The organism is Caldanaerobacter subterraneus (assembly GCF_004345675.1).
Classification (GTDB): Bacteria; Bacillota; Thermoanaerobacteria; order Thermoanaerobacterales; family Thermoanaerobacteraceae; genus Thermoanaerobacter; species Thermoanaerobacter subterraneus.
Genome location: NZ_SLWU01000018.1, coordinates 1 through 12,757 on the forward strand (window position 1 = coordinate 1; position 12,757 = coordinate 12,757).

The window sequence follows — 12,757 nt, forward strand, 5'->3', positions numbered from 1 at the left end:
TGTTTTACCAGGGTAAAAATGGTTTTTAAGGATTTAATTTGTGTGTTTATTATTAAATTTTTAATGTGGATTACAATCATATTATACGAGGAGTGAATAAAATATGGATTCAATTTATTTCGCTATAACAGGGTTAAATAATTACTACAGCTCAAAGATTTTAAAGCCGGGCATGATAGTGAAATTGGAAAAAGATTATAACAATGATTACGATGATGAGGCTATAGCAGTTACTTTGCCTTATTTAGGTAAAGTCGGCTATGTGGCAAACAGTGTGGGAACAGTTCCCAGAGGATGTTATAGTGCAGGAAGGCTGTATGACAAATTTGGCAGTTATGCCTACGCTGCGGTTAAATTTGTTGGGAAAGATTTTGCGATTGCAGAATTTTTAGAAGACGATTTTATTAAGATAACAATAAAATTTAAATTAAAGGAAAAGAGGAGAAAAAAGCATAAAAATAAGGCTTAGCGGTGATGAACCATGTATAAGCAAACTTCTATATTTGATGCCAAGTTTGATAAAAACAGGCCTCTAGCAGATAGAATGAGGCCAAGGACCTTAGATGAGTTTGTTGGACAGGAGCATATTTTGGGAAAGGGTAAAGCTCTAAGAGAACTGATAGAAAAGGACAGCATAACTTCTATGATACTTTGGGGTCCACCTGGCGTTGGCAAAACCACTCTTGCTATGATTATAGCCAATATGACAAATTCTAAATTTGTCAATTTTAGCGCTGTACTTTCTGGAATAAAAGAAATAAAAGAGATAATGGCCCAAGCTGAAAGAGATGCTATGTACGGGCAGAGAACTGTTGTGTTTATAGATGAAATTCACAGATTTAACAAAGCGCAACAGGATGCTTTTTTGCCTCATGTAGAAAAAGGAAATATAATACTGATTGGAGCTACTACAGAAAATCCGTCTTTTGAAGTAAATTCAGCTCTTTTGTCCAGGTCTAAAGTTTTTATGATGAAGCCCTTGGATGTTAAGGATATAATGATTATTCTAAAAAGGGCGCTAAAAGATGAGGAGAGAGGCCTTGGGCTTTACAATGTAGAAATCGACGAAGAAAAACTTGAAAAAATTGCTCTTTTTTCTAATGGGGATGCGAGGGTAGCCCTTAATACTTTGGAGATGGCTGTAATGGCAGCTAATGTCGTGAACGGGAAAAGAGTTGTGACAGATGAAATACTCTCTGATGTGATGCAGAAAAAAGCGCTTCTTTACGACAAGGCAGGAGAAGAGCATTATAATTTGATTTCAGCCTTTCATAAGTCATTGAGGAATAGCGATTGGGATGCTGCCCTTTATTGGATGGCAAGGATGTTGGAAGCAGGGGAGGACCCCCTCTATATCGCGAGGAGGATGATAAGATTTGCTTCAGAAGATGTAGGGCTAGCAGATCCACAAGCTCTTTCTGTAGCTATTGCTGCCTATGAAGCTTCTCACTACATAGGCATGCCAGAGTGCAGTGTAAATCTTGCTCAAGCAGCTGTATATCTCGCTTTGGCTCCCAAGTCCAATGCCCTTTATGTAGCTTACAACAGGGTGAAAAAAGATGCAGAAGAGACTTTTGCTGAACCAGTTCCCATGCATTTGAGAAATACCCCTACAAAGTTGATGAAGGAATTGGGGTATGGAGAGGGTTACAAATACGCCCATGACTTTGAAGAGAAAGTCACTGATATGGAATGCCTGCCCAAAAATCTTAAGGGTCGAAGATATTACATTCCCACGGATTCAGGTTTTGAGAAAAAGTTAAAAGAGAGAATGGAAGAGATTTTAAAATTGAAAGGGAAATAAAAGCGGCATTTCGCTTGAATTGCAAAATGCCGCTTTTTAGGGTCTACACTTTTTCTTCTTTAGGGTCTTCAAATATGATTATGCCAGGTACAAAGAGGAGTATTATCAAGATTATTATTATAATCCATATCCATTGGCTTTCAGAGTTTTTTTGCTTTCCAGGTTTGCCAGGCATATTTATGACCTCCTTTATGCAGGTTCAATTTCATAATATGTAAAAGGCAAATAAAAAGTTCTCTCTGCGATGCGCAGAGAGAATAGTTTTTACCCTTTCGGGCCAGCATTTTTTATTTCTTCACTTACGTCTTTGTATTTTTGAAAATTTTCTATAAACCTTTGGGCTAGTCTTTTCGCCGTTTTGTCATACTCTTCTTTATCTTTCCATGTATTTCTGGGGTTTAAGATTTCAGAAGGTACTCCGGGACAAGAAGCAGGGATGTTAAGATTAAATATAGGGTCTTTGGTAAATTCTACTTTATCTAATTCTCCTTTTAAGGCAGCAGATACCATTTTTCTGGTGTATTCTAAGTTTATTCGCTTTCCAATTCCATAAGGGCCTCCTGACCATCCAGTATTCACCAAAAAGACTTTTGTGTCGTATTTTTCAATTTTTTCTCCAAGCATTTTAGCATATACCATTGGAGGTAAAGGTAAGAAGGGAGCACCAAAGCAAGTGGAAAAAGTGGCTTGTGGCTCTGTAATTCCCCTTTCTGTTCCAGCGAGTTTACTGGTATATCCGGACAGAAAGTAGTACATTGCCTGCTCTTTTGTGAGTTTTGCTATAGGAGGCAGTACTCCAAACGCATCTGCAGTCAAAAATATTATAGTCTTAGGATGTTCTCCTATCCCGCTTTGAACTGCCCCAGGTATAAAGTCAATTGGATATGCTGCTCGCGTGTTTTCAGTGATTTTGTCACTTGTGTAGTCAAGTTCCCTTGTGGCTTCATCGTATACAACGTTTTCAAGAATTGCGCCAAACCTTATTGAATCCCATATTTGAGGCTCTTTTTCTCTTGAAAGATTGATGCACTTAGCATAACAGCCACCTTCAAAATTAAAAATCCCTCTTTCAGACCAACCGTGTTCATCATCGCCAATTAAAAATCTTTCAGGGTCTGCAGAGAGAGTGGTCTTTCCTGTACCGGAGAGGCCGAAGAAAAGGGCTGTGTCACCGTCTTTTCCTATATTAGCAGAACAATGCATGGAAAGCACGCCTTTTTTAGGCATAAGGTAGTTCATTAAGGTGAATATGGATTTTTTGATTTCTCCACCGTACTGGGTGCCTCCAATAATTATGAGCTTTTTTGTAAAACTTAAGATGATAAAAGCCTCAGAGTTAACACCGTCAATTTCGGGGATTGCTTTAAAGCGAGGTGCTGCGATTAAAGTATATTCCGGGACAAAATTTTGTAATTCTTTTTCAGTGGGGCGTATGAAAAGCTGTCTTGCCATTAAACTTTGATAAGCGTATTCTGTTATCACTCTTATGGAGACTCTATATTGATGGTCTGCACCTACAAATCCGTCGAAAATAAAAAGGTCTCTGTTTTGTAAATAGGCAATAAGCCTATTGTACAGCTTTTCAAACTTTTCTACGGAAATAGGCTTGTTATTTTCCCACCATATATCCTCATGGACTTCTGGTTCGTCTACAATGAACTTGTCATTTGGAGATCGACCTGTGTATTTTCCAGTGTACACATTAAAGGCGCCGTTATTTACAAGTACTCCTTCCTCTCTTTTTACAGCTTCTTCTATCAGTTTTGCTACGGGCAAATTTCGGTAAACGTTTTTAAAATTGATTAAACCCAATCTTTCAAGGTTAAGCATTTATGAGGCCTCCTTTTTAGATTTAGAAGTAATTTTTGCAATTTTAGGGTGATTGAATTGCAAAAAATATCTTATTAAGTATAAAATTGTAATTTCTAATAAAATTCTAGCACCTTTCAAAAATTTTTTCAAGGTTTTAAAACTTTGTTGAGGGTCATAAAAAGAGCAAATTTTTTAATAAAAATGTCGAAAAATATGGTATAATAAAAAAGTACTAACAAAAGAGAAATTGAGGAGTGAAGCGGAATTGGAAAAATGTTTTTGTGGAGGAGAAATAGAAATAAAAGAGGTAGAATATAAAATAGTAAAAGGGAAGAAAACTAAGATTTTCAAAAATGTTCCAGCTTATGTGTGCAAAAAATGTGGAGCTGTGTACTATGATACAGATATACTGGATGAAGTCTTTAAAAGAGAGGCTCAGCAAAAGAGTTTGAATTTCGAGTTGTTAAAAGGGTAAATAGGGTCAAGTGTGAGAGAATTGTAATTTTTTCTCCACACTTTTTCAATGAGATATCTGGAAAGGTAAACTACCTTTTCATCCCTTATGGCTTTTTCTATGTCAAAGAATTCGGCAGCGTCATTTTCTATATTGTCAGGCGTTGGTGTTCCAGAGATGTAGTCCAAAAGGAACACTATGTATATTTCCGAACTGCCATCTGGCAGGATTATGCTCCTTACAGAAATTATATTTTTTACTTTTGCATCAATAGAGGTTTCTTCTTTTATTTCTCTTAAAATGGCGTCATCTATATTTTCTCCGGCCTCCACGTGTCCGCCGGGTATTATCCACTTTCCTTTAAAACTGCCATAAGTATGGCGCACAAGAAGTACTTTATTTTCTTTTATAACTATTCCACCTACACCCACTATTATTTTTTTCATAACATCACCAACTAGTTGTTTTACTTAGATTATAGCATAAATTTTAAAGAAAATGGTGAGAAGATGAAACTTGTTGTGGAAAAAAGTGCAGAAGGCCTTACTTTAGAGGGCTTTTTGAAGAGGAAGGGCTTTTCAACAAGATTGATTAAGATGTATAAATGGCATGGAGAGATGCGCGTAAATGGTGAGAAAGAAAATGTAAAGAGGGTTTTAAAAGAAGGAGATGTGATAGAACTTTCCCTTTTTGACACTTCTTCTGATATACTGCCTCAGGAGATGGAGCTTTCAATTTGCTATGAGGATGATGAAATTTTGATTGTAGATAAGCCTGCAGGTATGGTAGTACATCCTACAAGAAGGTATAGAGAAGGAACGCTGGCTAATGGAGTTGCCTATTATTTTGAGAAAAAAGGTATAAAAACTCTAATAAGGCCTGTTAACAGATTAGACAAGGGCACCTCCGGTATTGTCATTTTTGCAAAAGAACCTTTTATGCAATATTACCTTCAGATTGTAAAACCTATGAGCAAATTTTACTATGCTATAGTGAATGGAAAGTTGGAGGGGGAAGGAATTATTGATGTGCCCATCAAAAGAAAATCTTTTATGACAATTGAAAGAGAGGTTTCAGAAGAAGGGGATAGGGCTATCACTTATTACAAATCGCTAAAAGCGACAGAGGAATTTTCGCTTTTGAAAATCAAAATTGCTACCGGTAGAACTCACCAGATAAGAGTGCATCTTAACTATATAGGACATCCCATCGTGGGGGATGACTTATATGGGGAACCTACTTCCTACATTGAAAGGCCTGCTCTTCATGCCTATAGAGTTACTTTTTTCCATCCTCTAAAAGAGAAAGTGATTTCAGTTTATGCTCCTCTCCCAGAGGATATAAAAAGACTTTTTGAGCTTTTATAAATTTTGAAAGATTCCATTTTTAAGTCCAATTTTAAAGAAAAACTCAACAGCTTCTTTATATTCTTTAGGATGCAGTCTTCGATTTATTTCAGGGTAGTTTCTTGCCTTGTAGTAAGGGGTGTACTGACTCATAAGGCTTACGTATACTCCCCTAGGCAGGTTTTCTTTTATCCACAGAAGAATTTTTTTAGTGTCCTCTACATATCCGGGCATTACCAGATGCCTTATCACAAGCCCTTTCTTTATAACCCCATTTTCATCGAATTCTGGTACTCCTACTTGTCTTTCCATTTCCAATATTGCCTGAGTAGCGTACTTGAAATAATCAGGTGCTTCTGAGTATTTCACAGCTATCTCATCGTCATAATATTTAAGGTCAGGTAAGTATATGTCAATGAGACCTTCCAGCATCTTTATAGTCTCCACATTTTCATAGGCATTAGTATTGTAAAGCACAGGAATTTTAAGTCCCTTTTCTTTTGCAAGAACAAGAGCCTTTTTTATTGAGTAAGCGTGAATTGTCGGTGTCACAAGGTTTATGTTGTGAGCTCCTTTTGATTGAAGCTTTAAAAATATCTCTGCCAGTTCTTCCTCTGTTACAAAAGTGCCAAACTGATACTGACTTATTTCATAATTTTGACAAAATACGCATTTTAAATTGCAGCCACTAAAGAATACAGTGCCAGAACCTTTTTTTCCGCTTATAAAAGGTTCTTCCCCGTAATGCAAAAAAGCATCTGAAATTTTGGCCTGCCACGGCATATTGCAAAAGCCCCGCTGTACTGACCTATCCACATTGCACTTTCTGGGGCACAGGTTGCACCTCATAAAACCACCTCTTTTTAATTATTATACCATTGTTATTTTTAAATTTTTGTTGCATTTTTATGAGAATTGGTGTAAACTATAATTGTAAACGAAAAACAAAAGTTCCTGTGGGGTTTGTAGCGGGCTAATTTGTTTTCACCCAACGCAACCCATACGGGAATCCGGGTTCATCAGTGGATGAAATGCCTGGGAAATCAGGACTTCAGAAGCTGGTGACAGGGTACCCACCTGCGAGAGCGGGGATGAAAACATAGCCGTACGGCTCCGTGGGTAAAGTTAAAAGCCCCTTTTTGGGGCTTTTATTTTTTTATAAAATTGGAGTATAATAGTGTCGAGGTGAATTTTTATGAAAATTATCGTCAGAGACAGGGAATACGAATACCCTGAAAATACTAGGTTAGAAGACATTGCTAGAGATTTTGAACACCTTTATAACGGAATAATAGTGGCAGCGAAAGTGAATAACGAATTGAGGGATTTGAATTGTACAATTTCTGAGGATAGTGTAGTAGAATTTGTGGATACTACTGTAGAAGAAGGGACAAGAATATATAGGAGAAGTCTTACTTTTGTGTTTATAAAGGCTGTAAAAGAGCTTCTACCAGGTGCTACTGTTACAATAGAACATTCCCTCGGGAAAGGCTTGTACTGTGAAATTCACGGTTATTCCATAAACAATAAGATAGTAGCATCGATTAAGGATAAAATGAAGGAAATAATAGATAAGAATTTGAAAATAGAGAGAAAAATGCTTTCTAGAGAAGAAGCCATAAGGCTTTTTGAAAAAGAAGGTTTAATGGAAAAAGTTAGGCTTTTTAAAGATACTGATAAAGAGAAAGTACCTGTTTATTACTGTGATGGCACAGTTGACTTTTTCTACAGTCCTTGCGTTCCATCAACAGGGTATTTAAAAGTATTTGACATAAGATTTTATTTCCCTGGAGTCATTTTGATTGCACCAGATATCTACAATCCACGTTCTCTTCCTGTATTTGTGGATGTTCCAAAACTTGCTTCTATATTTAAAGAGGCAGAAGAATGGGCTCATATATTGGATATAAATTATGTGGCTTCTTTAAATGACCTCATAAAAAGAGGAGGAGCAAGAGATTTAATCCTGGTTTCCGAGGCTTTTCACGAGAAGAAAATTTCAAAAATAGCTGATTACATCGCTTCAAATAAAATGATAAAAGTAGTCCTTATTGCTGGACCTTCTTCTTCAGGGAAAACTTCTTTCATTCATAGGCTTAGCGTACAGCTCAGGGTAAACGGGTTAAAGCCTTTTGCTATTTCTCTGGACAATTATTTTGTTCCAAGAGAGCTTACTCCTCGGGATGAGTTTGGCAATTACGACTTCGAATCTATCGATGCCCTAGATTTGCCGCTTTTTAATGAACATTTGATAAAACTTATACAGGGTGAAGAAGTAGAAATCCCTATTTTTAATTTTAAAACAGGGGAGAGAGAGCCTGTAGGGAGAAAAGTTAAACTTGAGAAAAATCAGATTATCCTTATGGAGGGAATTCATGGACTTAATGAAAAGCTTACTATCCAAATTCCGAAAGACAATAAGTATAAAATATATGTAAGCGCAATAACTCAGCTTAATTTAGATGAACACAATAGAATTCCAACTTCTCAGACAAGGCTTATAAGGCGAATAGTTAGGGACAGTCAATTTAGGTCTACAGATGCGGCGGAGACTATAAATATGTGGCCTAGGGTGAGGAAAGGAGAAGAACGCTGGATTTTCCCATATCAGGAGCAAGCGGATGTCATGTTCAACTCCTTCTTGCCCTATGAACTTCCTGTATTAAAAAAATACGCTGAACCCCTTTTAAAGAAAGTTTCCAAAGATGACCCTGCTTACTCTATTGCAAAAGAGATGCTGGAATTTTTAAGCTATTTTTATCCAATAGAAGATGAACTTGCTATTCCGCCTAATTCAATCATAAGAGAATTTATAGGTGGCAGCTGTCTTGACGTGTGAAGAGGGGCTATATGTGTCCCTTTTTGTTTTTACAAAGAAGGGAATCGTATAATTTTGTAGAAATAAAAATAAAAGGGCTTTAATATTTTTTACAAATGCCGATTTTTTAGTTAGATACTAAATGAGGAGGAGGACTGTTATGGCTATTTTTTATTACATGGCAGGAGTTATTGCAATTATTTTAGTAGTAGCTTTTTTGTATTGGTGGATAGTTAAAAGGCGTATAACTTTGGTATTAAGGGAAATGAAGGAGGCAATTGATTCAATTGCAAAAGGGGACCTGTCAAGAAAAATTGACATAAAAGGTGATAAAGAGTTAAAAGAACTGGCTAAATCTCTCAATAGCTTCTTGGAAAATTTTAAAACGCTTGTTATGGAGTCTCAGCAGACCGCAGAGCAAACAGTGGTGGGTTCAAAAAAATTGATGATTGCAATTGATAACGTTACTACTGCTGCAAAAGAAATTTCAACTGCCTTAGAAGAAATTGCAAAAGGAGCAGAGGAACAAGCGGTAGCTGCACAGAAGACAGCTAAAAATGCCAGTGAGGCTTTTGAGCTGAATGAAAAGGTTAAGAATAAATTTGAAGAGACAAAGAATTTAAGTATTAGTATGGAAAAAGAGATTAAAGAAAATGAAGAGATTATGCTAGAACTAATGAAGAGGATGGAGGAAAGTGCTAATAAAAACAAAAAACTTATAGAGGAAGTATCTGAATTAAGAGAAAGGGCAAATAAAATAACTGACATAATCGGAATGGTAAACAAAATTGCTGACCAGACAAATTTACTGGCATTGAATGCAGCAATTGAAGCGGCAAGAGCGGGAGAACATGGAAAAGGGTTTGCGGTTGTAGCAGAAGAGGTGAGAAAACTTGCAGAGCAGTCAGCTTCTGCAGCAGGGGAAATAGTGCTTCTCACAAAAAGCATTCAAGATAAAATAAAAGAAGTTTCAGTGAAATTGGAGGAAGAGATTAAAGGAGTATTGGAAAATTTATCTTATGCAAGTCAGGTAAAAGACAAACTAGAAAGCGTTGTAAATGCAAGTGAAAATGTGGTGGAGGCAGTTGCTTTTGTGGACGATCTTGTCAATTCTCAATACGAAAAAATAAAAGAGATTGCGGAATTAAATCATAAGATTGCAGCAGTGACACAGGAGACTGCAGCGAATACGGAGGAGACCTTGGCTTCTACAGAAGAACAGGTGTCTTCTATGGAAGAGCTAAGAGAGATGATGAACCGCCTGGATAGCTTTGCTGAAAAACTTCAAAATCTAGTGAAGAAGTTCTCAGGAACAGTAAAGCTTACAGTGGAACAAAAGAGAAGAGTAGAAGAGGCAAAAAAAATACTGCAAAGAATAGCGGAAGAAAAAGGAGAAGAGTTGTTTGGAGATAGAGCAAAGGATATAATCATGGATATTGTGAAAAGATATCCTAATTTTGAATTGGCTTTTTCAATACTGGGAAATGGAGATATAAAAGCGATTTCTGTTGAAGTTGATATATCTAATGTGTATCACAGAACCTGGTTTCAGAGGGCTATTGAGGGGGAAGTGACAGTAACAGAGCCTTACATTTCTTTGGCAACAAATGAAATTTGCGTGACAATAGCAATTCCTGTCTACAAGGGAGAGAAAGTAATTGGAGTTTTTGGAGGAGACGTTCAATTAGGCAAATAAAAGAGAAAAATATGCATAAAATAAAATAGATTATAGTTGAAATATTATTTTTAAAGTGGTATAATATGCTTGAAATGGAATTTGGGTTTTTTGGGTCAATTTGATTTTTTGGAATAAAAAATAAAGTAGAGGAGGAGTTATGATGAATGTAATTGACTCGCTTGTCAGTGCTGTTATTAACTATGTAGAAAAAGACCCAGAAAAAAATTTAGACAAAATAGCTAATCTTCTGTCAAAAATTGCAATAATGCCGCAACATAAACAGCAAATAGAAAGTGTGAAGAGATTTTTAGATGACAAAGACAGCAATTGGTACAGATTTGCAATGAAACTTCTTAAAAATATTGACAAAAACATTATAAAAACTATAGGCGTCAATTTCTTTATAAATGCCAGTCTAAAAGGTATTCCAAAGCAAAAAGAACTGGAGGAGAAATATGATATCAACATTCCATGGGCAATTTTAATGGACCCGACGGAAGCTTGCAACTTAAGGTGCGTAGGGTGTTGGGCAGGACAGTACAAACCTCACAATCTTTCTTTTGAAGTGATGGATAGAGTATGTACAGAAGCGGAAGAGCTTGGAGTATATTTCATAGTTCTATCTGGCGGAGAGCCTACGCTGAGAATGAAAGATATAATAAAACTTGCTGAAAAACATAAAAACCAAGTATTCCATTTGTTTACCAATGGAACTTTGATTGATGAGGACATGATAAAAGAAGTAAAAAGAGTTGGCAATATTACTTTTGCAGTAAGTATTAATGGCTTCAGAGAGACAAACGATGCAATACGCGGTCAGGGGACTTTTGATAAAGTAATGAGGGCAATGGATTTGATGAGAGAAAATGGAGTGCTCTTTGGATATTCAGCTACATACACAAGAACGAATGTAGAGGAAGTTTCAAGTGATGAATTTGTAGACATGATGATAGATAAAGGTGCTGCCTTTGCTTGGTATTTTACTTATATTCCTATAGGCAGAGACCCAGATATAAGCTTCATGGTGACACCTGAGCAAAGAAAATACATGTACGAGAGGATAAATTATATAAGGGCTACAAAGGAACTTTTTGCAATTGACTTCTGGAATGACGGAGAATACAGCGGTGGATGCATTGCAGGAGGAAGAAGGTATTTACACATAAATGCAGCAGGAGAAGTAGAGCCTTGTGCTTTTATACATTATTCCAATGTTAATATAAACGAAGTAAGTCTTTTAGAGGCATTGCAGTCTCCTATTATGAAGGCTTACAGGAAAAGGCAGCCTTTTAATTCAAACCATTTAAGGCCATGTCCTCTCATTGACAATCCTGAGAAACTTCTAGAGATAGTTAGAGAATCAAAAGCAAAACACACAGAAGCAAGCGAAGCCTCTCACATAGAAAATCTGTATGAGGATTTAAGGGTAGTAGCTGATAATTGGGGCAAAGTGGCTGATGAAATTTGGGAGGAAAAGATGGCAGCAAGAACGGCAGTGAAAAAAGAGGCTTGACACTTTTGCCGAAATTTCTTATAAATTAGGTATAACTTATTAGACGATGAGGTGCAAAAATGCTGACAAATAGGAGAAAGGAGTTTCTAAAGGCTGTAACTGAGTTATATGAGGAAAAGAAAGAACCAGTTCATTATAGCGATGTGGCTGAAAAGATGAAAATAAGCAAATGGACAGCTTACGACGTTTTAAAAGAATTGGAAAAAGGTGAATATGTAAAAGCGGAATACTACCTAGAAGAAGGGAAAAGCCAGGGCAGGTCTACAGTGAGGTTTGTGCCTACGGAGAAGGCTTATCAATTGTTTGAAAGAGTAGAAAATAACGAATGGAAGATTTTAAGAGATAATCTGATAGACAGAGTAAAAAATGGCAAAAGTGCTTCGTTAGAGGAGCTATTGCATGAGATGTTTCACGCTTCAAAGCCACTGGAATTCTGTGCCTATGCTATTGCAGCTTTTCTGTTAAAACTCAGAATGATGACAGGCATTTCTCTTGAAAGCATAGAAAGTAATATTCTTGCTTGTGTCAATCCTACTTCTTCTTTGATTTTATTTGTGGGAACTGTTCTTGGGGCTTCGCTTTACAACAGAATTAAGAGTGATGTAGACAAGGTTTTATTCGAAAATGTGAAGAAGTTTTATACTTATCTAAACGAACTGGACCAAAAAGACATACATTTGCTCAATAATTTTTTAAAAGACTTGCTGGCTGTTGCTGTCTGAAGCAATAGCCTTATTTTTTTACGTCAGAATCTATTGAAGAAAAGTGATATCAATGGTATAATATATGTGTAAAATTTTACATAATAATTGGGAGGTAAGTGTGATGAAAGTATATGTTGACCAAGATGAATGCATAGCTTGTGGGGTTTGCATAGACATGTGTCCGGATGTTTTTGACTGGAATGAAGATGGCAAGTCCCATGTAATTGTAGATGAGGTTCCAGCTGACCTCGAAGACTGTGTAAGAGATGCAATGAGCTCTTGCCCAACTGAAGCAATCAAAGAAGCATAACCCGGATTTTTCCGGGTTTTTTCATGTATTTTGGCAAAGGCTTTAGGGGAAAATAAAGACAAAAGAAATTTGGGGGGATTTTATGGGTAAAAGAAAAAAATTATACCCTAAAGCCGAAGATGAGCTGGATTCTTTAAAACAGGAAGTGGCAGAGGAATTGCATCTGGATGACGATATTGAAAAACGCGGATGGGAAAACATGACTACAAGAGAAGTGGGAAAGATAGGCGGCAATATGGTAAAAAAGATGATAAGATTTGCAGAAAAAGAGATGGATGAGAGAGATGGCAAAATAGACGTTGACGAGGGCTGAAGAGG

Annotated in this window: 14 protein-coding genes and 1 other RNA gene; 11 read left to right on the forward strand and 4 right to left on the reverse strand. The window is 36.7% G+C overall.

Annotated features, from left to right (window positions below; all coding sequences use genetic code 11):
* The first annotated feature begins 103 nt into the window (after nucleotides 1–103).
* Nucleotides 104–469, forward strand: coding sequence for an HIRAN domain-containing protein (locus EV203_RS08725; protein WP_011025980.1), 366 nt, complete (start codon nucleotides 104–106; stop codon nucleotides 467–469).
* Nucleotides 470–481: 12 nt separating this feature from the next.
* Nucleotides 482–1,804 carry a replication-associated recombination protein A gene (locus EV203_RS08730; RefSeq protein WP_132040122.1) on the forward strand — a complete coding sequence of 441 codons (1,323 nt, stop codon included), beginning with the start codon at nucleotides 482–484 and terminating at the stop codon, nucleotides 1,802–1,804.
* Nucleotides 1,805–1,847: 43 nt separating this feature from the next.
* Here the strand turns inward: EV203_RS08730 and EV203_RS14130 are convergent, their stop codons facing one another.
* Nucleotides 1,848–1,979 carry a hypothetical protein gene (locus EV203_RS14130; RefSeq protein WP_022587079.1) on the reverse strand — a complete coding sequence of 44 codons (132 nt, stop codon included), beginning with the start codon at nucleotides 1,977–1,979 and terminating at the stop codon, nucleotides 1,848–1,850.
* An 89-nt stretch (nucleotides 1,980–2,068) separates the two neighbouring features.
* The gene (gene pckA / locus EV203_RS08735; protein ID WP_132040124.1) at nucleotides 2,069–3,634 is read right to left on the reverse strand and encodes a phosphoenolpyruvate carboxykinase (ATP); all 1,566 of its coding nucleotides are present in this window, start codon (nucleotides 3,632–3,634) and stop codon (nucleotides 2,069–2,071) included.
* Nucleotides 3,635–3,881: 247 nt separating this feature from the next.
* Between pckA and EV203_RS08740 the strand changes: the two genes are divergently transcribed.
* Nucleotides 3,882–4,091: a YgiT-type zinc finger protein gene (locus EV203_RS08740; RefSeq protein ID WP_011025978.1), complete on the forward strand. Its 210-nt coding sequence runs from the start codon at nucleotides 3,882–3,884 to the stop codon at nucleotides 4,089–4,091.
* On the opposite strand, the gene EV203_RS08745 is transcribed toward EV203_RS08740, so the two are convergent.
* Entirely contained in the window at nucleotides 4,052–4,516 is a 465-nt protein-coding gene (locus EV203_RS08745) for an NUDIX hydrolase (RefSeq protein ID WP_011025977.1), read from the reverse strand. The two genes, EV203_RS08740 and EV203_RS08745, sit on opposite strands and share 40 nt — an antisense overlap.
* Before the next feature lie 63 nt (nucleotides 4,517–4,579).
* Here EV203_RS08745 and EV203_RS08750 point away from each other — a divergent pair, with 63 nt between their 5' ends.
* Entirely contained in the window at nucleotides 4,580–5,437 is an 858-nt protein-coding gene (locus tag EV203_RS08750; RefSeq protein WP_132040126.1) for an RluA family pseudouridine synthase, read from the forward strand.
* Here the strand turns inward: EV203_RS08750 and EV203_RS08755 are convergent.
* A complete protein-coding gene (locus EV203_RS08755; protein ID WP_132040128.1) occupies nucleotides 5,432–6,265 on the reverse strand; it encodes a radical SAM protein in 834 nt (277 codons plus the stop codon). The two genes, EV203_RS08750 and EV203_RS08755, sit on opposite strands and share 6 nt — an antisense overlap.
* Before the next feature lie 99 nt (nucleotides 6,266–6,364).
* Between EV203_RS08755 and ssrS the strand changes: the two genes are divergently transcribed.
* The 7 genes from ssrS to EV203_RS08790 all read left to right on the forward strand — a co-directional run bounded on the left by ssrS (nucleotide 6,365) and on the right by EV203_RS08790 (nucleotide 12,752).
* A non-coding RNA gene (gene ssrS / locus EV203_RS08760) (6S RNA) lies at nucleotides 6,365–6,542 on the forward strand.
* Between the two features lie 69 nt (nucleotides 6,543–6,611).
* Complete coding sequence (locus EV203_RS08765; RefSeq protein WP_132040130.1) at nucleotides 6,612–8,255, forward strand: nucleoside kinase; 1,644 nt, start codon at nucleotides 6,612–6,614, stop codon at nucleotides 8,253–8,255.
* A gap of 139 nt (nucleotides 8,256–8,394) precedes the next feature.
* Entirely contained in the window at nucleotides 8,395–9,930 is a 1,536-nt protein-coding gene (locus tag EV203_RS08770) for a methyl-accepting chemotaxis protein (protein ID WP_243700640.1), read from the forward strand.
* 142 nt (nucleotides 9,931–10,072) lie between these two features.
* Nucleotides 10,073–11,425, forward strand: a complete 1,353-nt coding sequence (locus tag EV203_RS08775; RefSeq protein ID WP_132040134.1) for a radical SAM/SPASM domain-containing protein — start codon at nucleotides 10,073–10,075, stop codon at nucleotides 11,423–11,425.
* A 59-nt stretch (nucleotides 11,426–11,484) separates the two neighbouring features.
* Nucleotides 11,485–12,147: a helix-turn-helix domain-containing protein gene (locus EV203_RS08780; protein ID WP_132040136.1), complete on the forward strand. Its 663-nt coding sequence runs from the start codon at nucleotides 11,485–11,487 to the stop codon at nucleotides 12,145–12,147.
* Nucleotides 12,148–12,250: 103 nt separating this feature from the next.
* Complete coding sequence (locus tag EV203_RS08785; protein ID WP_041587181.1) at nucleotides 12,251–12,439, forward strand: ferredoxin; 189 nt, start codon at nucleotides 12,251–12,253, stop codon at nucleotides 12,437–12,439.
* Nucleotides 12,440–12,521: 82 nt separating this feature from the next.
* Complete coding sequence (locus EV203_RS08790) at nucleotides 12,522–12,752, forward strand: alpha/beta-type small acid-soluble spore protein (protein ID WP_011025969.1); 231 nt, start codon at nucleotides 12,522–12,524, stop codon at nucleotides 12,750–12,752.
* The last annotated feature ends 5 nt before the right edge of the window (nucleotides 12,753–12,757 follow it).